We start from the raw sequence: 19,564 nt of genomic DNA on the forward strand, positions 1-19,564 counted from the left end.
CTCATGGGCTCACCGGGCCGATTTCGGTCTTGCGCTGGTACGCCAGAGGGCCGCGGATTTAGACCGTTGCCTCCGGCTGATTTTGATGTACCACGGGAGCCACAACGGCCCATCCGATAGGCCCCAACGGCCAGGGAAGGGTCCCGCCCAAGGTCGAGACTCAAGAAAAGCATGTTCAAACGCATCCTGATCGCCAATCGCGGCGAAATCGCCTGCCGGGTCATCAAGACCGCTCGCCGCATGGGAATTCAGACGGTTGCGGTCTATTCCGAGGCCGACCGCGATGCCCTCCATGTCGAGATGGCCGACGAGGCCGTTCTGATCGGCCCGCCCGCAGCCGCCGAGAGCTATCTGGTGATCGAGAAGATCGTGGAGGCCTGCCGCAAGACGGGCGCCGAGGCCGTGCATCCCGGCTACGGCTTCCTGTCCGAGCGCGAGGCGTTTCCGCGCGCGCTGGAGGCCGCCGGCATCGTCTTCATCGGCCCGAACCCGGGCGCGATCGCGGCGATGGGCGACAAGATCGAATCCAAGAAAGCCGCCGCGAAGGCCAAGGTCTCGACCGTGCCGGGCTATCTCGGCGTCATCGAGGACGACAAGCACGCGGTGAAGATCGCCGACGAGATCGGCTATCCCGTGATGATCAAGGCCTCCGCCGGCGGTGGCGGCAAGGGCATGCGCATCGCGCATTCGAAGAGCGAGGTTGCCGAGGGCTTCAACCTTGCCAAGGCCGAGGCGAAAGCCTCGTTCGGCGACGACCGCGTCTTCGTCGAAAAGTTCATCGTCGATCCCCGCCACATCGAGATCCAGGTACTGGGCGACAAGCACGGCAACGTCATCTATCTCGGCGAGCGCGAATGCTCGATCCAGCGCCGCAACCAGAAGATCATCGAGGAGGCGCCGTCGCCGCTGCTCGATGAGGCCACCCGCCGCAGGATGGGCGAGCAGGCCGTCGCGCTGGCCAAGGCGGTGAATTACGACTCCGCCGGCACCGTCGAATTCGTCGCAGGGCAGGACAAGAGCTTTTTCTTCCTGGAGATGAACACGCGCCTTCAGGTCGAGCATCCCGTCACCGAGCTCGTCACCGGCATCGACCTCGTCGAGCAGATGCTCCGCGTCGCCGCCGGCGAGAAGCTCGCGATCACCCAGAAGGACGTTACGCTCACCGGCTGGGCGGTGGAATCCCGCCTCTACGCCGAGGACCCGTTCCGTAACTTCCTGCCCTCGATCGGGCGCCTCGTGAAGTATCGGCCGCCGGCCGAAGCCAGCCAGGACGGCATCACCGTGCGCAACGACACCGGCGTGCAGGAGGGCGGCGAGATCTCGATCTATTACGATCCGATGATCGCCAAGCTCGTCACGCATGCGCCGTCGCGCGCGGCCGCGATCGAGGCGCAGGCCACCGCGCTGGATTCGTTCTATGTCGAGGGTATCAGGCACAACATCCCGTTCCTGTCGGCGCTGATGCACCATCCGCGCTGGCGTGAGGGACGGCTCTCGACCGGTTTCATCGCCGAGGAATTCCCCAAGGGCTTTGCCGTGCGCGTGCCCGAAGGCGAGGTCGCGCGGCGGATCGCGGCGGTCGGCGCCGCCATCGACCACGTGCTCGGCGAGCGCAAGCGGCAGATCTCGGGCCAGATGGGCGGCCGCGTCGTGCAGCGCGAGCGTCGCCGCGCGGTCTGGCTCGACCGCCAGGAGATTCTGCTCGAGGTCGGACGCGAGGGCGAGGCGATCGCGATCCGGTTCGTCGATGCCGAAGGCAAGGCCGGCAACGCGCATCTGCTGCAGTCGCCGTGGAAGCCGGGCGATCCGGTCTGGCAGGGCACCATCGACGGCCATTTCGTCGCGGTGCAGGCGCGCCCGATCGCCAACGGCATCCGCCTTGCGCACCAGGGCGTCGAGGTGCCGGTCTATGTCTGGACCGAGGCGGAAGCAGCCTCGGCACGGCTGATGCCGGTGACCACGGCCTCCGACACCGGCAAGAAGCTGCTCTGTCCGATGCCCGGCCTTGTGGTCTCGATCGCGGTGACCGAAGGGCAGGAGATCAAGGCCGGCGAGACGCTCGCGGTGATCGAAGCCATGAAGATGCAGAATGTGCTCCGTGCCGAGCAGGACGGTACGGTGAAGAAGATCCACGCCAGCGCGGGCGCGACGCTCGCGGTGGACGCGCTGATTCTGGAGTTTGCGTAAAGCAAGTGAGTGGGGCCCTCACTGGCCCCACCAACACCGTCATTGCGAGCGCAGCGAAGCAATCCAGACTGCCTCTGCGGAAAGATTCTGGATTGCTTCGCTGCGCTCGCAATGACGGAGTATGTTGCGGCTGCGTCGCAACAGTTGAGAGGGCACCATGGCCTTTCGTTCCCGCCGCGAAAAACTGCGTTCGATCCTGACGGGCTCGGCCTGCGTTCATCCCGGCTCGGTCTATGACGCGATCTCCATCCGCATCACCGAGGATCTCGGCTTTCCGCTCGGCATGTTCGGCGGCTCGGTGGCCTCGCTCGCGGTGCTCGGCGACCCCGATGTCACGCTGATCACACTCACCGAACTTGCCGAGCAGATGCGGCGGATGTCGCGCGCGGCGACGCTGCCGGTGCTGGTCGATGCCGATCACGGCTATGGCAATGCGCTCAACGTGCGCCGCACGGTGCAAGAGCTGGAGACCGCTGGCGCCGCCGGCCTCACCATCGAGGACACGCTGCTGCCGGCCGCCTTTGGCGAGGCCAAGACACAGCTGATCTCGCTGGAAGAAGGCGTCGGCAAAATGACGGCGGCGCTGGATGGCCGCGGCGATCCCTCGCTCGTCATCATGGGCCGCACTGGAGCTGCCTCGGTCACCTCGATCGAGGATGCGATCCGCCGGGCCAGGGCCTATGAGGCGACCGGCGTGGACGCGCTTTTCTTCACCGGCATCAAGTCGCGCGCCGAGCTCGAGGCGATTGTCGCCGCTACGCGCCTGCCGATCGTGCTCGGCGGTGCGCCGGACGAGTTGAACGCGATTGACTATCTCGCCAGCCAGCGCGTCCGCATCGCGCTTCAGGGCCACGCGCCGATCGCGGCTGCCACGCAGGCCGTCTACGAAACGCAGAAAGCGTTGCGCGAGGGCACGCCGCCGAAGAACCTCACAGGACTTCCGTCGCCGGACCTGACCAGCCGCGTGATGCGCGAGGCCGACGTCAAGGCACGCAGCGCCGGCTTTCTCGGGCTGAAAAAATGAGCCGGGCGATCCTCCAGGTCATGATCCGCGGCCGCGTGCAGGGCGTCGGCTACAGGGCCTGGGTCGAGTACCAGGCAACAACGAGTGGCCTCGAAGGCTGGGTTCGCAACCGCCGCGATGGCAGCGTGGAGGCGCTGTTTGCGGGAACGCCGAAGCATGTCGCCGACATGGTCGCGCTGTGCCGCCACGGCCCGCCATCCTCGCGCGTGGACAGCGTCACCAGCGAGACGGCCGGTGCGGATGAGTTGAACCTGCGGAGGGCAGGGGAAGCGTTTTCGGTGTTGCCGACGGTGTGAGAGCGGATTCTCTTTCCGCGCGGGCGGTGCGCTCCCTCGCCCCGTTCTTACGGAGAGAGGTGAAAAATCACCGCGGCAGCTTCGAGATCGCCTCGCTCAGCTCGTGAATCTCGTAGGGCTTGCGCAGGATCGGGAAGTCGCCGCGGACATCGGCGGCGGCTTCGCTGTAGCCGGTGGCGAGCAGGATCGGCAGGCCAGGGTGGATCTGGCGCAGATGATGGGCGAGACCGAGCCCGTCCATCTTGCCGGGCATCACGATGTCGGTGAACACGAAGTCGACGCCGTTCTTCTCGAGCTCGCGCAAGGCGGACTCGGCGTCGGCAACCCGGTGCACGCGATAGCCGAGCTGCTCCAGCAATCCGATGCTGACGAGCGCGACGTCGGGATTGTCCTCGACCAGCAGCACGGTGCCGCTACCGGGAACCGGCACTGCTTCAGGGATATCGATTGGTGCGGTCGCGGTTTCGCGCGGCAGCAGGATGGTGAAGGTCGTGCCCTTGCCGAGCTCGCTTGCGACCCTGACCGTGCCGCCCGCCTGATGAGCGAAGCCGTGCACCTGCGACAGGCCGAGGCCGGTGCCTTTTCCGACGGGTTTGGTCGTGAAGAACGGTTCGAAGATCTTGTTGACGACGTCGGAGGGGATGCCAAGCCCGGTATCGGCGACGGTGATGGCGACGTACTCGCCGCTGTGGAGCGGATCGTTCAGGACGACGTTGCGTGCGCCGACCGTCACGGTACCGCCGTCGGGCATGGCGTCGCGAGCGTTGATGACGAGATTGAGCAGCGCCGTCTCGAGCTCGGAGACATCGGCCTTGACCGACCAGACCTCGCGGTCGATGTCGAAGGCGAGACGAACGGCGCTCCCGACGCCGGCGTGAAGCACTTCGCGGATCGCCTCGATGCGGTCGCCGAAGCGGATCGCCTGGGGATTGACGCTCTGCCGCCGCGCGAAGGTCAGGAGCTGGGCGGTCAGTGCGGCGCCGCGCTTGGTTGCGGTCTCGATCGCGGACATCGCGCGCTGAATCTTGGCCTCGTCCTCGTCGCGCTTCTTGAGGATGTGAAGGCTGCCGCTGATGATCATCAGGAGGTTGTTGAAGTCGTGCGCGACGCCGCCGGTGAGCTGCCCGAGCGCATCGAACTTCTGCGACTCGGCAAGCTGCCTCTGCATCGCTTCGAGCTTGAGCTGCGAATTGCGCCGCTCGGTGATGTCGCGGGTGATCTTGGCGAAGCCGACCAGGCTGCCGTGCTCGTAGATCGGATCGATGATGACGCTCGCCCAGAAGAACGTGCCATCCTTGCGAACGCGCCAGCCTTCCTCCTCGTAGCGGCCGTGGTCCCGCGCGATGCCGAGGGCACGGGCGGGCTTGCCGTTGGCGCGGTCGGTCTCGGTGTAGAAGCGCGAGAAATGCTGGCCGACGATCTCTTCGGGCGAATAGCCCTTGATCCGCTCGCCGCCGATGTTCCAGCTCGTGATGATCCCGGTGGGATCGAGCATGTAGAGCGCGTAGTCCGCGACTCCTTCCACCAACAGCCGAAAACTGCGCTCGCTTTCGAACAAGTCTCTCTGTTGACTGGACTTTGTCGTCATTCTCAACCCGCCTGGAACCGGGGCAAACGCCCCGAAGGGCGTTTGGTTCCCGTTCTCTGGGCCGTTTTTAGGCAAATACGACGGACGGTATACAGGACGCAAGCCGCCGAGCGCTCTTGACAATCAGTCGCGCTCGTCAGATATTTCTGTCATGACAGAAATAACCGGAAAGAAGAAACTGCCCACCGCCGTCGAGCGCTTCATCCTGCATTGGGGCGACATGGGGGACGGGTGGGGCGTCAACCGCTCGGTCAGCCAGATCCACGGGCTGCTTTATCTCGCCGAGGCGCCGATGACGGCCGAGGACATCGCCGACACGCTCGGCATGGCGCGCTCCAACGTCTCCAACTCGCTGAAGGAGCTGCTCGCCTGGAACCTGATCCGGCGGGTGCCGATCCTCGGTGACCGCCGCGACCATTACGAGGCCGAGACCGACATCTGGGAGGTCGCCGCGAGAATCGCGGCGCGGCGCAAGGAGCGAGAGCTCGATCCGGCGATCACGGCGCTCAGGGCCTGCGTGTCCGATGCCGCAGATGATCCGACCATCAATCCGGTCGCAGCCAAACGGCTGAAGGAGATGCTCGCCTTCACCGAACTCGCCGACCACTGGTTCATGCAGATGCTGAAGGTGCCGCGACCGCGGCTGGTCGCCTTGATGCGGCTTGGCGAGAAGATCGCCAACCTGCTGCCGCTGGGCAAGGCCAAATAGCGTTGAGGAGGGTACGATGACGTCGGCTCGATTATCAGGCTCCAGCGCATCTCCCTCAGCTCACGTCAAACTACTCGACGACCGCCGCTTCCGCGCGTTGCTGTCGGACGAGGATTGGGGCCGGCTGCCGCTCGCGACCTGGCGGCGCTTTTCGAAACGGGTCGCTGACGGCGACAGTGTCGTTTATGTCGGCGTGGTCGACGAGGTCTCCTTCAGCGACATCGGCTGGTGGTTCGCGCAAGCCGCCCGCCTGATCGGCGGACCGCTGCCGACCGGCCGCGACACCGGCGTCCCCATGATCGTGACCGTCACCGAGGACGGCGCGAACGGCGGCCAGACCTGGACCCGCATCTGCGCGCGCAAGCGCGGCTTTCCGCAAGTGATCCATTCCGCCAAGCGTTTCGCCGGTCCGACCGGGCTTGAAGAGTATGTCGGCTTCGGCGTCTCGATGGCGCTCCGCATCGCGGTCGAGGGACAGGCGCTGACCTTCCGTAGTGCCGGTTACGGACTCCAGCTCGGACGCTTGTGGATCCCGCTGCCGCAATCGCTCACGCCCGGCGATCTCACGGTGACGCATAGCGATCTCGGCGAGGGCGCCTTTCGTTTCACCCTCGATGTCACTCACCCGCGTTACGGCGCGCTGATCCACCAGTCCGCCGTCTTCAGGGAGGCCGTATCATGACGCCGCTGTTGTGGACCCTCATCGCCATCCAGATCGTGATGGGCGTGTTCGACACTTTCTATCACCACGAATTCACCGAGCGCCTGGCGTGGCGCCCGTCGCAGCGTTTCGAGCTGAAGCTGCACGGCATCCGCAACATGCTCTATGCGCTGCTGTTCCTGCTGCTCGGCTGGTTGGAGGTTTACGGCGTGCTGGCGATCCTGATCGTGGCAGTCCTGGTCGCCGAGATCGTCATTACGCTGATGGATTTCGTCGAGGAGGATCTGAGCCGCAAACTGCCGCCGAGCGAGCGGATTAACCACACGCTGCTTGCGATCAACTATGGCGCCATCCTGGTGCTGCTGCTGCCGGTGCTGATCGATTGGGCGATGCAGCCGTTCGGCGTGAGTGTCGTGTATCAGGGCCTGCTCAGCATCGCCGCCACTGCCTGCGCAGTCGGTGCAGCGCTCTGCGGCGTCAGGGACTTTGCGGCGATGCGCCGGCTCGGGCGCATGAAAAGCGTGCCTGCGCACGGGCTCGTCGAGAAGGTCCCCGGCCGCAAGACCGTGCTGATCACTGGCGCCACCGGCTTCATCGGCAGCCGCCTTGCCGCGAGCCTCAGCGGGGCAGGGCACGACGTCATCGCGCTGATCCGTAACCCTGCGAAAGCCGAGATGCTGCCGCCGCCGGTCACGCTGATCACCAGCCTCGATCAGCTCGCATCGGACACGCCAATCGACGCCATCGTCAATCTCGCTGGCGAGCCGATCGGCAACGGCCTCTGGACCGAGGCAAAGCGCGCGAAAATTCTCGGCTCCCGCATCGACATGACCGGCGAGGTCGTAAATCTGATCGCGCGGCTCGAGCGCAAGCCGGAGGTCCTCGTCAGCGGCTCTGCGATCGGCTGGTACGGCCTATGGGCCGACCAGGTGCTGACGGAATCGGCGAAGTCACATGCCTGCTTCAGCCACGAGCTGTGCGCGGCGTGGGAAAAGGCGGCGCGGCCGGCCGAGGAGCTCGGCGTCCGAGTGGTCTGTTTGCGCATCGGCCTCGTGCTGGGCACCGAAGGCGGCTTCATCACGCGCATGTTGACGCCGTTCGAGTTCGGCCTCGGCGGTCCGCTCGGCACCGGGCGGCAGTGGATGTCCTGGATCGAGCGCGACGATCTGATCCGGCTGATTGCCTATGTGATGGCGACGCCCGATCTCACTGGGCCCGTCAACGCCACCGCGCCGATCCCCGTCACCAACGCAAAATTCACCGAAGAGCTCGGCCGTCGTCTGCACCGGCCCGCGGTGTTTCGTATCCCCGGCGGGTTGTTGCGCCGGATCGGCGGCGGCTTTGCCGACGAACTCCTGCTCGGTGGCCAGCGTGTGCTGCCCAACAAGGCGCTGAGCCGCGGTTTTGTCTTTCGGCACGAAACGCTGCGCAGCGCGTTCGAGGCGATCCTGTGAGGTGATGTCATGTCTTGCGAGACCTGCCCGCGCGTGGTGAACGGTTGGTTTCGGGGATGCTTGACGGCAGCGACGACATTGGCGGCATTGCCGGTCATCGCGATGATCCTGTCCCTGCCGTACCGGGGTCTTGAGGAGAACCTCGGCGGTATCATCACCTTGGTCTTGTTTGTCTTGCCGCTGATCTTGATCCTGGTCTGCCTGCTTAGTGGGATGCCGGCCGCACTCGTGATCTTGTTCGGGGAAGCGCTCCGCATTCGCTCTGTGTTGTTCTACGTTCCTGCCGGTGCGGCGATCGGTGCATTCATTTGGCGGATCACCGTTGGGGCCAACCATCCGTTGGGGCTGCTCTTTGTACTGGCCGGAGCTCTCGCGGGAATCGCCTATTGGTTCGCCGCGGGCAAGTATGCGGGCGAGGAGGGGCAGCCTGAGCGCTAGGCTGCCACGCTCCGAAACGTCGCCGCCACCGCACGCAGCGCGGCGAGCTTGGCGGGATCGCTGACCTTCGAATGCAGCATTACCTTCGACCTGCCGAGCTTCGGCAGCTTGTGCGCGGGGCCGATGTCGACCAGCCCGGGAGGCGCGATCCGGCGCGCGAGCGGCGCAATCGCAAGGCCGGCAAGCGCGGCCGCGACCACCGCCGTAACGCCGCCGCCGACAAAGCGTTCGCGCCAGGCGAGGCCGGCCTTGTCGAGCGCGCGCACGGCGATGGCGCGGACGCCGCAGGGCGGGGCGAGGGTTGCGAGCGGCAGCGGCTCACCCTTCGGCAGGGTGAAGCGCCGTGCGGCGAACCAGCCGAACTCGTCTTCGGCCAGCTTCTCGCCGCCGCGGCGACTGCCTTCCTGGCGGACGATCACGGCATCGAGCTGACCTGCGTCGTAAGCGTCCTGCATCTCGCGTGAGAAGCCGATGGTGACGGCGAGGGTGAGACTTGAGGACATCGCGTGCAGGCGTTCGAGCAGCGGCACCAGCTCGGGGCCCGCGGCATGGTCGGAGATGCCAAGCGAGAGCGACTGCGCAGTCGATGTTTCGCCCGACAGTGCACGGTCATGCGCCTCCATCAGCGCGCGGGCGCGATCGAGGAACGCGGCGCCGTCGGCGGTGAGCCGGACCGCGCGCGGCGAGCGCTCGACGAGGCGCTTTCCCAGCAATGTCTCGAGCCGCTGAAGCTTCAGGCTGACGGCGGCCTGCGTCGTGCCGAGTGCTTCGGCGGCGCGCGTAAAACTCTGGAGGTCGGCGACCAGCAGGAAGGCCTTGATGGTGGCGATGTCGAGCGTTGCTGTCATTATGAATGGTTATCACTGGTATCAACAGAGATAAGATACCAAAATGACGGGGCAAGGTCTAGCTTCTCACCAACGCCGCGCAAACTCCGCGCAGCATCTTGAGGAGAACCACCATGCCCCTGATCACCGTGTCCTACACCACCTCCCGCCAGTCGCCGTCGCTGAAGGCCGATATCGCCAACGCCGTGTCCGAGCTGACCGCAAAGATCCTGCACAAGGATCCCAGGGTGACCGCCATCATCGTGAAATCGGTCGACGCAGGCGACTGGTTCGCCGGCGGCAAGTCGCTCGCCGAACAGAAGCTTGCGAGCTACTGGATCGACATCCATGTCAGCGAAGGCACCAACACCAAGGACGAGAAGGCGGCCTATCTCGCCGCGATGTTCAAGCGCATGGCCGAGATTTTGGGCCCGCTGCATCATGAGACCTACCTGCATGTCGACGAGGTCAAGGGCGACGCCTACGGCTTTGGCGGCCTGACCCAGGAGCGGCGCTACATTGCCGGCAAGCTCGAAGTTGCGTTGCAGGCGGCGTAAGGTAGCTGGCCGCGGGTGAAGAATCTCACCCGCGGCCTGAAGCCGTCAGCTCGCCGCTCGGAACTGGACTTCAGCGTTGTTGATGAAGCACGTCTTGTCGAACAGCTTGAGGTCCAGCGGGTTCGGCAGCCTGATATCGTCGAGGTCTGGGCACGGCTTGACCGACGGATCATATGATCGATCGATCTGCGAGATGAAGACGACGATCAGCCCCGCATCGCGCGCGAAGGATTTCAGTGCGCGCACCTGAACAGCGAGATCAGGATTTTCCCGCCTCTGGTCGAGCAGTTGCAGATAGTCGATCACCACGACCGTGCCACGAGGCGCCGCGGCCATCTGCTTGACGACGTAGTCGGCGCTGATGGCGTCGGAGCAGTCAACCTCAAACAGTTTGTCGAACTGCGCCGGCGCCACACCGATCGCCCGCAGGCGATCCAGCACATCATTCTGCGTGTACTCGAGCGAGAAGAACGCCGCGCGATGGCCCGACTTCATGGCCTCGACGGCCAATTCGAGGCTCATCAGCGTCTTGCCCTGGCCGGGGCGCGCGCCCACCAGCACCAGATCACCCGGGCGGAATTGCGGGAACAGGCGATCGGCGGGCGTCAGTGCGGCGGCCTTTGCCGCGAGCATGCTCCAGGCGGAAAACCCTTCCGTCGCAGCGATGCGGTCAAGCGCGTCGTGGAGCGGAATGCCTTCCTCGCGCGACAGGCGCTTGGCTCGTCGCTTCAGATGATAGATCGGCGCAGAGAGTCTCATCGTCAAAACCTCCCATTGCGAGCAGAAAGCGCAATCCCTCCTTATGCCTGGCGCTCGAACAGTCGGTCCGACGATCATTCGCCCGGCATGATGTCTGCTTTCCCGGCGGAGGGGGGAGGCGTGGGCGGCACCTGAAACGAGCATAGCCGATTCCACCACAAGCGGAGAATATGCGCCGGTCAGGCTCGAACAGGAAAAGTTAGACGGCCGCTTCCGCCACCAGCGCGCGGGTTGGTCCGAACAGCTCCTCGAACGCCTGGCGCAGCGCCACGTCGACATCGGCCATGGTCACGAGCTGGCCGAGATCGACCAGCGAGGTGACGCCGTAGCGGGGGTCGGCGACGCCGCAGGGCACGATGCCGGCGAAATGCGACAGCTCCGGCTCGACATTGATGGCGATGCCGTGGAACGAGACCCAGCGCTTCAGCCGCACGCCGATCGCCGCGATCTTGTCCTCGTGCTCGGGCCCCTTGTCCGGGCGCTTCACCCAGACGCCGACCCGGTCCTCGCGCCGCTCGCCGCGGATGTTGAAGGCGGCGAGCGTCCGCAGGATCAATTCCTCCAGGCTCGCGACATAGGCCCGGACGTCCGGCCTGCGCCGCTTGAGGTCGAGCATGACATAGGCCACCCGCTGGCCGGGCCCGTGATAGGTCAGCTGCCCGCCGCGCCCAGTGGCAAAGGTCGGGAAGCGGGGATCGAGCAGGTCGGTTTCCTTGCCCGAGGTGCCGGAGGTGTAGAGCGGGGGGTGCTCGAGCAGCCAGACCAGCTCGGGCGCCTCGCCGGCGGCGATCTGAGCGACTCGCGCCTCCATGGCGGCCACGGCCTCCGGATAGGGCACCGGCGCGTCCGAGATTCGCCACTCCACGGGCTCGCCGGTGGAGGCGGAAAACGACGTTAAATCGAGGTCTTGGCGGGGGTTTTGAGGCGAATTAACCATTGGCTAACCATAACGTGGTGATCATCTGGGGAGCAAATGCCAAGTCCTTTGGCTTAAGTCCCAAGTTGCGGCGGTCCTGACAGTGCCCACTCTCGATAAAGTCACCGTGGATCTCATGGTCGTCCTCGGGACGACCACCATGCCGATCCATCAAGTATTACGTCTTTCCCGCGGCGCCATCATCGAACTGGACGCAACCGAGGCCGACGAGGTCAAGGTTCTCGCCAACAATCTGCCGGTCGCCTCCGGCGTCGTGCTGGTCGACCGCAACCGGATCGCGGTCGAGGTCAAGCAGATGCTGCCGCGCACGACGGGCACGCGATAGCGGCCCGGGCACGCGGTAACGGCCCGGGCACGCGGGAGCGGCCCGGGGTAGCCGGCAGGGCCGGGGCCCTCGATAGGGCCGATCCGGGCAGGGGTCCGGATTTTTCCTGCCAAGCTTGTGGAATTCTGGGCCTTTGCAGGCTTGTACCCCTCTGATGGATTTGTTAGATCGGCGCCGTTGATCCGGCAGGCCTCAAGCCCTAAGCCGGCATCCCCAAAGCGCTCGTGGCGGAATTGGTAGACGCGCTGCCTTGAGGTGGCAGTGAGTAAAATCGTGGGGGTTCGAGTCCCTCCGAGCGCACCAACCTCGAAAGCCGATCGATGGAGAGACCGGCTCAGGCAGCCCAGGTCTTCGCCGTTCGGCCGTCCCCGCCTGACGGTTCGAGTGTAAGGCTGGCGGCTCGGCGTGATCGCCGTTTGCAACAGGGCACGCGTACTGAACATCACGCAGGTTGCTCATCACCGCGGCAACGACACCAGTAGCCAGACGCCGGCGGCCGCACACGCAATGCCGGCGGCGCGCGCGATCCATCGTCCGATCGGCGTAAGTTTCTCCAACAGGACGAGCAGGGCCAAAAGCGCAATCCAAAGCACGTTCATCACCCCGCCTACGAACAAAAGCGCCATCAAGACCCAGCAGCAGCCGACACAATAGCCTCCGTGCCGCAGCCCCAGCAGCAGGCAGCCTCGCAGGTCGCCGCGAAAGCCGCCGTGGCGCATCAGGAACAGAAATGGCGACTGGCATTGGGCGAGACAGACGTCCTTGAGCGGTGTCCATTGATAGACTCCCGCCGCGATCAGCACGATTGCACTGAGCAGATTGCTGGCGATCGTCATCCGGGAATCCAGCAGGACCGCCCGCTCGATCGCCCATTGGAGTAGGGTTGCTGCCAGCGAAAAGCCGCCCCAGGCGAGGAGATAACCGGCCGCAAACCAGCCGGTCGCAGCGAACGGCTTGCCCTGCGCTTTCCCCTGTCGACCCACGCGGGCGTACATGAGGATCATGGGTGCTGCCGAGGGTGCCATCATCCCGACCATCATCACCACCCACATCAGCAACACATACGCGAACTCGATCGCTCGCCATGGCTCGCTCGCCGGCAACATGATTCCGATCCCGGCCGGGATCATGCGGAACCCGGTCATGTCCATGCCGCCCATGTCCATGTCCTTGGCGAGCCAGAGCACATAGGCCCATGCCAGTGCGACAATGATCCCGATCGCGCCGCCGACGATCCAGCGATCGCGCCGCAGCACGGTTTCCAGGGGGCCGTCGGTCATTTGCGATAAGTGTTGCCGGCCTTCTCGCAAGGCCGGGTCAGGAGTTGCATCACGCCTGGTTCGACCAGCGGATCGGCGCATAGAGGCCGTTCTTGCCGGAATTGTCCCAGCGCATGCCATGATCGCTGAACGTATTACCGGCGGCGCCGACCGCCATGACCATCCTGTCGGGGCTGACTGGATGGCCGATGTTGGCCCACATTTCCCCGCTCGGATGCATGGTCGGCAACGGGTCGACGGACATGTGCAGAATATCAGGGATTTCCGCGGACCGCGTCTTGCCCTCGATTCGGAATGTGATCGGGACCTTGCGAACCCCCAGGTTCTTGCTGATCAGCGGTGTGAACGCGGCCATCGGACCACCGGCGGCGCCGGTGAAGATCGCAGCTAGAGCCTCGGTCTGCTCATCGTTGGCGCGCTGGTCGATATAGGCGGCCACCGACCAATCTCCGTCCGCCATGATCCCCGGCGCGTGGAGGATAACCAGGACATTGAGTCCATCGAGCTCGATGTTGCCATAGCGGCCGCTCTCGACGTGGAAGATCAGCGGTACGTTACAGAAGCCCTCGGTCGGTCGCGCGGTCAGCGGGGGAGCCGCCGACACGAGGCAGGGACACACGATGCTGCAACTGCAATTCTCGAAGTAGTCGCCGGAAAGGTGCCATGGGACATCTGCCATCGCCATCTCCCGCTAGGCCGAACCCGTCAGATTACTTTCGAATAAGCTACGTGGAGTTGAAAGTTACGCTGCGTGGCGAAGTCCCGCAAGCTGAAGTCCCGCAAGCTATTGTGAGGTTCGGTCAATCCACGGGAAAGAGCACCTATCAGCTGGAGATCCACCTGAACTCTTTGCCCATTTCCGCAAGCCATTGAAACTTCAATAAATGCGACCGCCCTCCGAGCGCACCAAACGGCGGATCGCGCCGCTTTAGCCGGGGTAGGGGCCTGTTTCTGCCGAAATGCCCTCGCAGATCAAGTCGATGATCTGATCATAGAACATCAGACGAAAGTGGCTGCATCGGACGAGATGCGTCTGAGCGAATCTCTTCAGCCCATCTGATTTGCCGAGATTGACCACGGCAGCCTGGCGCGGCGGCGGTCCCCAATCGATTGTGTCGAAACTGAAATTATAGACTTCCTCCGGCGTGATCATCGAAACCTGTGGCCGATCAATCCGCAGATGCCTCATGTCGCTTTCGATAGAACAGTGCGCGTCCGGTTGGAATGAGTTGGAGCGGGCAAAGCCTGGAACACCGGCCACCCCGCGGGATCCTCCCTGCTCACGCAATTGTTCCTGGACGTAGCCTGCCAGGGGCGCTGGTCGATCGACACCTTCTTATTGCGCTTCTATGCTATCACATCTTATAATTGATGAACTCCGAGAGACACGAAATATCGGTCGCTGGCTTCCGGGTCCGAACACGGGCGGCTGGAGTCGAGCACCTTTGCAAGGAGGGCAGCATGACGCTCAAGTCGGGATTCCAATTCGCGGAGGCGCAACTTCTGCTTGAGATGGCGCAGCGTGCCTACGCCGGCACGCCATCGCTGACCGAAGCGGTGGCAACCTGCGGCGTGCCCTCCGTGCCCGATCCAAGCTCAAATTGGGCGATCCGCAAGGACCTCACCCCGACGAGTGCCACGCTATTGGATAATTACTGGCAGGTCTGGCAGAACCAGAGTGACACCACCCAATACGCGATCGCGGTGCGCGGCACGGTCGCAAGTGCGGCCAGCGTGTTGGCCGACTTGCTGTTCCCGCTGATCAACGCGCGCTTTGACGTGAAGCTCGGTCCGATCTCGCTGCCGTTCTATCTTGCCCGCGATGAGGGTGACAGTGCGGTGAAAGCCGGTGTGCATTCGGGCTTCGCTCTGAGTTTGCTGCTCATGCTGTTCACCACCGATAGCCCGTTGTTCGTGACCTTGGGGCTGCTCGCGGAGCAGGGCAACGACGTCTACATCACCGGGCACAGCCAAGGTGCCTCGATCGCCACGCTGCTGACCTCGCTGGTCCGGCACTCGACGGATGTCTTTAAGGGGCCGGCCTACAAGACCTATACCTTCGCGCCTGCCAAGGCCGGCAACGACCATTACGCATACGATTACGCGCGGCTTGCCGCCGTCGACGGATACGGTTGGGCCGCGACGTCGACGCAGGACTGGGTGCCGCAGGCACCGTTTGCCCTGGAGTGGATATCAGACCTCAACACGCCAAATCCGCTGCGTGGGTTCGGCGGCAGTCTCAATCCTGAAGCAATGATCGCGCTCGGCAGCGTGGTCACCGACGGTGAGAGCGCAGTCAATCGCGTTCGCGACGATGCGGTGAGGCGGCTCAAGCAGCGGGTCGAGAGTCTTTCTCGGAGACTGATATCCGAGACGATCCATTTGACCGCCGCCGATCTCGGCGCGGCAACCGCCGCACCGATCACGGGATCAACGATCTCGGATTTGATCCAACAGATCCTCGACCAGATTCAGGCCTCGCTGAACTATGCTGACGCCGGCGCGCTGCTGCCGCTCTTTGCCAACCCGGGCGGCAACCCGACCGATGGGACGCCGGGATGCCAGAAGCTGGACTATTTCTGGCAGCACCACCTCGGCAACTACCTGAAATACATGAAGCAGCAATATGGCGGCTGAGCCGGGAAGGACTGCGTGCGCCCTCCGAGCGCACCACCTTCATCCTTATCGCTGTTTTGGCTGGATTTCGGCGACTGCCTCGCGCGGTGCTCGTTGGTCCAAGCGATCATCAGCTTGTCCGCCGGTCAAAGTGACCGGCGGGAATATGCTGTCGTAGATCGCACGCGCCTCACGGATGAGGCGCTGCCGCTCGAGCTCGGATTTCGGAACCAATCGAACGACGTTGGTCATTTGCGTTCCGCGGCTTCGTCCGCGCGGCGCCAGACCGGGAAGGGGTCTGCGAGCTTCGCCCATTCCGTGACGTTCATCGCCGGCTTTCCCGGGACGAGGCAGGCATCCAGACGGGCGCGGAGCGAACCTTCATCCATACTGGTGCCGATGAACACGATTTCCTGGCGGCGATCGCCATAGATGTCGTTCCAGTTCGCACGCAGCTGCTTCCGCCAGGACGGATCATCCGGCCATCGTTCCGCGGGTACGGCCGCCCACCAGAAGCCAAGCGCCTGCGTGCGCGTGATCGTGCCAGCCTGGCTGATCTCGCCAAGCCATTGCGGGCGCGTCGCCAGCCAGAAATGTCCCTTGGCGCGAATGACGCCGGGCCAGGGCTGCCTGACGAACTTGTCGAACTTTTCGGGATCGAACGGCCGGCGCGCGCGATAGACGAAGTTCGTCACGCCGTATTCCTCGGTCTCCGGCACGTGATCGGCAAAGCCGTAGAGCTCTTTGAACCAGAGCGGATGCTGCTGCGCCCGCTCGAAGTCGAACCGGCCGGTGTCGAGAATGCGATCGAAGGCGACCCGGCTGTGGTTGGCTTCGATCAGATCCGCGTCCGGATTGAGCGCGCGGATGATTTTCCTGGCCGCCTCGCGCTGCGCTGGCGAGGCATCGTCGACCTTGTTGAGAACGATCACGTCGGCAAATTCGATCTGCTCGACGAGGAGATCGACGAGCGTGCGCTTGTCGTTCGCCAGCGCTTCGCCGCGCTGATCGAGAAAATCCGTCGACGAATAGTCTTTGAGCAGGTTCACGGCGTCGACCACGGTGACCATGGTGTCGAGACGCGCCACATCGGAGAGGCTTTCGCCGTCTTCGGAACGGAAATCGAAGGTCGCCGCAACCGGCAGCGGTTCGGAGATGCCGGTGGATTCGATCAAGAGGTAATCGAAGCGGCCATTTTCTGCGAGGGCGCGCACCTCCTTCAGGAGGTCGTCTCGCAGTGTGCAGCAGATGCAGCCATTCGTCATCTCGACGAGCTTCTCGTCAGTCCGGGACAGGTTCGCATCGCCATCGCGAACCAGATCCGCATCGATGTTCACCTCGCTCATGTCGTTGACGATCACGGCCACCTTCAGGCCGTGCCGGTTGTTCAGGACGTGGTTCAGCAAAGTGGTCTTTCCAGCCCCGAGGAAGCCGGACAAGACGGTGACGGGGAGTTTTTGCATGGAGATCGAAGAGCCTTTTCAAGGGGATAGGGCGGTGACGCGTGGGGAGGGGCATTGGGACCGAATATGTAATGTTATAACATTACATTCGTTGGCGACGCCGACGTCAAGCCGTTTTGCAGCTCAGCTGAAATTCACGCGAACATTGAGGTGGATGATCGTTGTAACGATCGGCTGCCGCTCAGCCCTAGGCAGCAGCGCGCTCGAAGGACCGGCGCGACGGACTTAGCCGTATTCGTCGCCAATCCCGTATTCGCGGTAGATCTCGAGCGGATCCGTGTCCGGAAACAGGCGGCATTTGGCCTGGGCGAGGTGCAGGCTCACCGCCGACGGCTCCTTGCCGTTCGCCAGCATCTTGCGGATGTCGTCCATATGCGCGCTCGGCTGGTGTTTTGGTTCGAGCTGCTCCAGCGCGACGAGCGCAGTCGCCAGGGCCTCGGTCAGCACCCAGTCGTCGTGGCCCGTGATTCCCTTCTTCGGCATCGGCAGACCCCACATGCGGTGGCTGTGCCAATGTACCGTAGCTTCCGGCGAATCTCCATCGCGCAGCTGGCAACCTCGCGCTTACGTGGAACACGCAGGCCCCGGTACTCTCGCTTGCATTATGAACGCGCGTGGCTAAAAGGCGGCCGGCGATCGAATCTTTGTCGAAATAAAGATGACGTAGACGGGTCGCACCGCTCAGGGCTGGAGCCAGCATGGTCTTTCTTAGCTTCGTCTACCGCTTCGTGACGAACTTCGCCTTCATGGCGATGGTCTATTTCAGCCTGAATTTCATGGAGAAATACCAGAACCGGGCGATCCTCGCGATCCTCGTGCTGGTCTATGCCGGCATGCGCGCGGCCTCGACGCTGCGTGCGTTCTATTTCTTCCAGAAGATCGAGAAGCTCGAGGCGGAGACCAAGCGCCTGCAGGCTCCGATCAATGACGGTTCGGGCGCAACGAACGCGCGCAAGCAGGTCGTGGCCGACGTTGCCCGGCTGCGCCGCGACGGCGAGCTCAAGTCCTATATGGACCTGTTCTTCCTGGCGCTGATCGTGCTGCTCTGTGTCGCCAACATCATGCGCCAGTAGAGCTTACTGCGCGCGCTTCTTCAGGCTGGCGACGCGGGTCGGATGCGTCGCGGAACTCCGCGGTGTGGCGCCCTTGGGCGCCGTGCTCTTGGGGGCAATGCTCTTGGGGGCGGTGCCCGTAGCCTGCGCGGTGTGCTTCGCTCCGGCCGGCGCCGTATGTGCGGTCCGATGTCCGCGCGACTTGCCGGCCTTGCCCTTGGCCGCATGGGGCGTCTCGGCCGCCATTGCCAGCCGCATCGCGGCGCGCCGCGACAAGGTCGTCGACAGCAGGACCTCGACCGAGCCCTCGGGGATGGCAAAGAGATCGCGGTCGGGCACGGGCAGGGTGGCTGCGACATTCGCCAGCGCCATGGTCTTGCGCGGCAGCAGCGGCTGATGCTCGGTCTGCGCGTTGAGGTCGGCAAGCGAGGGCGCCGGCAGTGTCTTGGTCTGCGCGAACACGAAGTTCGGCACGGACGGCCAGCGGGCGATCGGCACGGTCTCGGTCGGTGGATGCAGCAGCCATTCCACCGGCGTGGTCGGCGTTGCCGGCCGGTCGGCGGTCGCGGGCACCACATGCACGATGCGATAGCCGCGCGCCTTGAGGTCGCGGATGATCTTCGGCAGCGCCGCCACCGTACGGGGCTGGATGTCGTGCAGCAGCAGGATGCCCTTGCCCTTGGCTTCCAGCCGCTGGATCGCGAGCTGATAGACGCGGTCGGACGACACATGGCGCCAGTCGTCGGCGGGGAAGTCGGCGCTCCAGACCTGGATGCCGCGCGAGATCAGGAGGTTTTCGACGCCTTCGGCGCGCATCAGGCCGGGAATGCGGAAGAACGGCGCGAGCTTGGACGAATCGGTCATCGCGGCCGAGGTCCACTCGATGCCGCCGTTGATCTGCGCCTCGGCCTTGTCGAGCGGCATCCGGTCGAACGTCAGCGGATGGTTCATGCTGTGCGTGCCGACAGTGTGGCCCGCGGCAATCAGCTTGCGCACGCCTTCCGGGTTCGCCTTGGCCTGCTCGCCGATGATGAAGAAGGTCGCCTTGATGCACTCGTCGTCGAGCATCTTGAGGATCTGGTTCGAATATTTCGGCAGCGGACCGTCGTCGAAGGTCAGAACGACTTCATGGTCTTTCAGCGGCAGCGTTTCGCGGTACTGCATGGTGCCGATGCGCGGATGCTCGCGCGGATCGACCACGAGGGTGCGGGAGGTCCCGAGTGCATCCGGATGGCCGGGACAGTCCGCCGCAAGGGCCGCCGGTGAACCGACGACCAACAGCCCCAGACACAGGACGATCCACGATCGCGTCCGAACAACAACGCTACTTCCGATCATGAACCTCGTCTGCCTCCTTACGCGACTGCCGCCTCAATTGGTCGGAGACGCCC

22 protein-coding genes and 1 tRNA gene are annotated in these 19,564 nt (G+C 64.2%); 12 read left to right on the forward strand and 11 right to left on the reverse strand.

The features are described from left to right. Window positions 1-171 precede the first annotated feature (171 nt). The 3 genes from AB7G19_RS18050 (at window position 172) to AB7G19_RS18060 (ending at window position 3,507) form a co-directional block, all read left to right on the forward strand. Window positions 172-2,187 (forward strand): acetyl/propionyl/methylcrotonyl-CoA carboxylase subunit alpha, encoded by a 2,016-nt coding sequence (locus tag AB7G19_RS18050; RefSeq protein ID WP_354113679.1) that lies wholly within the window; start codon window positions 172-174, stop codon window positions 2,185-2,187. Window positions 2,188-2,344: 157 nt separating this feature from the next. Further along, window positions 2,345-3,211, forward strand: coding sequence for an isocitrate lyase/PEP mutase family protein (locus AB7G19_RS18055; protein ID WP_354113678.1), 867 nt, complete (start codon window positions 2,345-2,347; stop codon window positions 3,209-3,211). Then, complete coding sequence (locus AB7G19_RS18060; RefSeq protein ID WP_014494616.1) at window positions 3,208-3,507, forward strand: acylphosphatase; 300 nt, start codon at window positions 3,208-3,210, stop codon at window positions 3,505-3,507. The genes AB7G19_RS18055 and AB7G19_RS18060 overlap by 4 nt, the downstream gene beginning before the upstream one ends. Window positions 3,508-3,574: 67 nt before the next feature. Here AB7G19_RS18060 and AB7G19_RS18065 read toward each other — a convergent pair whose 3' ends face one another. Continuing rightward, window positions 3,575-5,095 (reverse strand): PAS domain-containing sensor histidine kinase, encoded by a 1,521-nt coding sequence (locus AB7G19_RS18065; protein ID WP_354113677.1) that lies wholly within the window; start codon window positions 5,093-5,095, stop codon window positions 3,575-3,577. A 151-nt stretch (window positions 5,096-5,246) separates the two neighbouring features. Between AB7G19_RS18065 and AB7G19_RS18070 the strand changes: the two genes are divergently transcribed. From AB7G19_RS18070 to AB7G19_RS18085, 4 genes are read left to right on the forward strand one after another with little or no spacing between them, the layout of a single operon-like run. After that, entirely contained in the window at window positions 5,247-5,804 is a 558-nt protein-coding gene (locus AB7G19_RS18070) for a GbsR/MarR family transcriptional regulator (RefSeq protein WP_071912979.1), read from the forward strand. Between the two features lie 16 nt (window positions 5,805-5,820). After that, window positions 5,821-6,486, forward strand: a complete 666-nt coding sequence (locus AB7G19_RS18075) for a DUF4166 domain-containing protein (RefSeq protein ID WP_354113676.1) — start codon at window positions 5,821-5,823, stop codon at window positions 6,484-6,486. After that, window positions 6,483-7,919: a TIGR01777 family oxidoreductase gene (locus tag AB7G19_RS18080; protein ID WP_354113675.1), complete on the forward strand. Its 1,437-nt coding sequence runs from the start codon at window positions 6,483-6,485 to the stop codon at window positions 7,917-7,919. The genes AB7G19_RS18075 and AB7G19_RS18080 overlap by 4 nt, the downstream gene beginning before the upstream one ends. A 9-nt stretch (window positions 7,920-7,928) precedes the next feature. Beyond that, window positions 7,929-8,357 carry a hypothetical protein gene (locus AB7G19_RS18085; protein ID WP_166342223.1) on the forward strand — a complete coding sequence of 143 codons (429 nt, stop codon included), beginning with the start codon at window positions 7,929-7,931 and terminating at the stop codon, window positions 8,355-8,357. Here AB7G19_RS18085 and AB7G19_RS18090 read toward each other — a convergent pair. Further along, a complete protein-coding gene (locus AB7G19_RS18090; protein ID WP_354113674.1) occupies window positions 8,354-9,205 on the reverse strand; it encodes a LysR family transcriptional regulator in 852 nt (283 codons plus the stop codon). The two genes, AB7G19_RS18085 and AB7G19_RS18090, sit on opposite strands and share 4 nt — an antisense overlap. A gap of 113 nt (window positions 9,206-9,318) precedes the next feature. On the opposite strand from AB7G19_RS18090, the gene AB7G19_RS18095 reads away from it, so the two are divergent. Continuing rightward, window positions 9,319-9,741 (forward strand): tautomerase family protein, encoded by a 423-nt coding sequence (locus AB7G19_RS18095; RefSeq protein ID WP_208070100.1) that lies wholly within the window; start codon window positions 9,319-9,321, stop codon window positions 9,739-9,741. A 45-nt stretch (window positions 9,742-9,786) separates the two neighbouring features. Here AB7G19_RS18095 and AB7G19_RS18100 read toward each other — a convergent pair whose 3' ends face one another. Both AB7G19_RS18100 and lipB read right to left on the reverse strand, forming a co-directional pair. Continuing rightward, on the reverse strand, window positions 9,787-10,500 hold the full coding sequence (locus AB7G19_RS18100; RefSeq protein ID WP_283016792.1) for a DNA helicase: 714 nt from the start codon (window positions 10,498-10,500) through the stop codon (window positions 9,787-9,789). Between the two features lie 199 nt (window positions 10,501-10,699). Beyond that, a complete protein-coding gene (gene lipB, locus AB7G19_RS18105) occupies window positions 10,700-11,437 on the reverse strand; it encodes a lipoyl(octanoyl) transferase LipB (protein WP_283016791.1) in 738 nt (245 codons plus the stop codon). Window positions 11,438-11,519: 82 nt separating this feature from the next. On the opposite strand from lipB, the gene AB7G19_RS18110 reads away from it, so the two are divergent. Together AB7G19_RS18110 and AB7G19_RS18115 are read left to right on the forward strand one after the other, a co-directional pair. Further along, window positions 11,520-11,762, forward strand: a complete 243-nt coding sequence (locus AB7G19_RS18110; RefSeq protein WP_015685538.1) for a FliM/FliN family flagellar motor switch protein — start codon at window positions 11,520-11,522, stop codon at window positions 11,760-11,762. A 218-nt stretch (window positions 11,763-11,980) separates the two neighbouring features. Then, a tRNA-Leu gene (locus AB7G19_RS18115) sits at window positions 11,981-12,065 on the forward strand. Window positions 12,066-12,220: 155 nt separating this feature from the next. On the opposite strand, the gene AB7G19_RS18120 is transcribed toward AB7G19_RS18115, so the two are convergent. From AB7G19_RS18120 to AB7G19_RS18130, 3 genes are all read right to left on the reverse strand, one after another. After that, window positions 12,221-13,042 (reverse strand): DUF2182 domain-containing protein, encoded by an 822-nt coding sequence (locus AB7G19_RS18120; protein ID WP_283016790.1) that lies wholly within the window; start codon window positions 13,040-13,042, stop codon window positions 12,221-12,223. 49 nt (window positions 13,043-13,091) lie between these two features. Beyond that, window positions 13,092-13,721: a DUF1326 domain-containing protein gene (locus AB7G19_RS18125; protein WP_063982744.1), complete on the reverse strand. Its 630-nt coding sequence runs from the start codon at window positions 13,719-13,721 to the stop codon at window positions 13,092-13,094. 249 nt (window positions 13,722-13,970) lie between these two features. Then, window positions 13,971-14,303, reverse strand: coding sequence for a hypothetical protein (locus AB7G19_RS18130; RefSeq protein ID WP_441268004.1), 333 nt, complete (start codon window positions 14,301-14,303; stop codon window positions 13,971-13,973). A 200-nt stretch (window positions 14,304-14,503) separates the two neighbouring features. Between AB7G19_RS18130 and AB7G19_RS18135 the strand changes: the two genes are divergently transcribed. Continuing rightward, window positions 14,504-15,679: a lipase family protein gene (locus AB7G19_RS18135; protein WP_354113673.1), complete on the forward strand. Its 1,176-nt coding sequence runs from the start codon at window positions 14,504-14,506 to the stop codon at window positions 15,677-15,679. Window positions 15,680-15,724: 45 nt separating this feature from the next. Here AB7G19_RS18135 and AB7G19_RS18140 read toward each other — a convergent pair whose 3' ends face one another. The 3 genes from AB7G19_RS18140 to AB7G19_RS18150 form a co-directional block, all read right to left on the reverse strand. Further along, window positions 15,725-15,910 (reverse strand): hypothetical protein, encoded by a 186-nt coding sequence (locus tag AB7G19_RS18140; RefSeq protein WP_071913000.1) that lies wholly within the window; start codon window positions 15,908-15,910, stop codon window positions 15,725-15,727. Beyond that, entirely contained in the window at window positions 15,907-17,121 is a 1,215-nt protein-coding gene (zigA, locus tag AB7G19_RS18145) for a zinc metallochaperone GTPase ZigA (protein ID WP_283016787.1), read from the reverse strand. The genes AB7G19_RS18140 and zigA overlap by 4 nt, the downstream gene beginning before the upstream one ends. A gap of 225 nt (window positions 17,122-17,346) precedes the next feature. Then, complete coding sequence (locus AB7G19_RS18150; protein WP_174770120.1) at window positions 17,347-17,604, reverse strand: hypothetical protein; 258 nt, start codon at window positions 17,602-17,604, stop codon at window positions 17,347-17,349. Window positions 17,605-17,819: 215 nt separating this feature from the next. On the opposite strand from AB7G19_RS18150, the gene AB7G19_RS18155 reads away from it, so the two are divergent. Further along, window positions 17,820-18,194: a hypothetical protein gene (locus tag AB7G19_RS18155; RefSeq protein ID WP_014494631.1), complete on the forward strand. Its 375-nt coding sequence runs from the start codon at window positions 17,820-17,822 to the stop codon at window positions 18,192-18,194. Window positions 18,195-18,197: 3 nt separating this feature from the next. On the opposite strand, the gene AB7G19_RS18160 is transcribed toward AB7G19_RS18155, so the two are convergent. After that, on the reverse strand, window positions 18,198-19,511 hold the full coding sequence (locus tag AB7G19_RS18160) for a polysaccharide deacetylase family protein (protein ID WP_283016786.1): 1,314 nt from the start codon (window positions 19,509-19,511) through the stop codon (window positions 18,198-18,200). Between the last annotated feature and the right edge of the window lie 53 nt (window positions 19,512-19,564).

It is taken from the genome of Bradyrhizobium sp. 215_C5_N1_1, from assembly GCF_052075935.1.
GTDB lineage: Bacteria > Pseudomonadota > Alphaproteobacteria > Rhizobiales > Xanthobacteraceae > Bradyrhizobium > Bradyrhizobium barranii.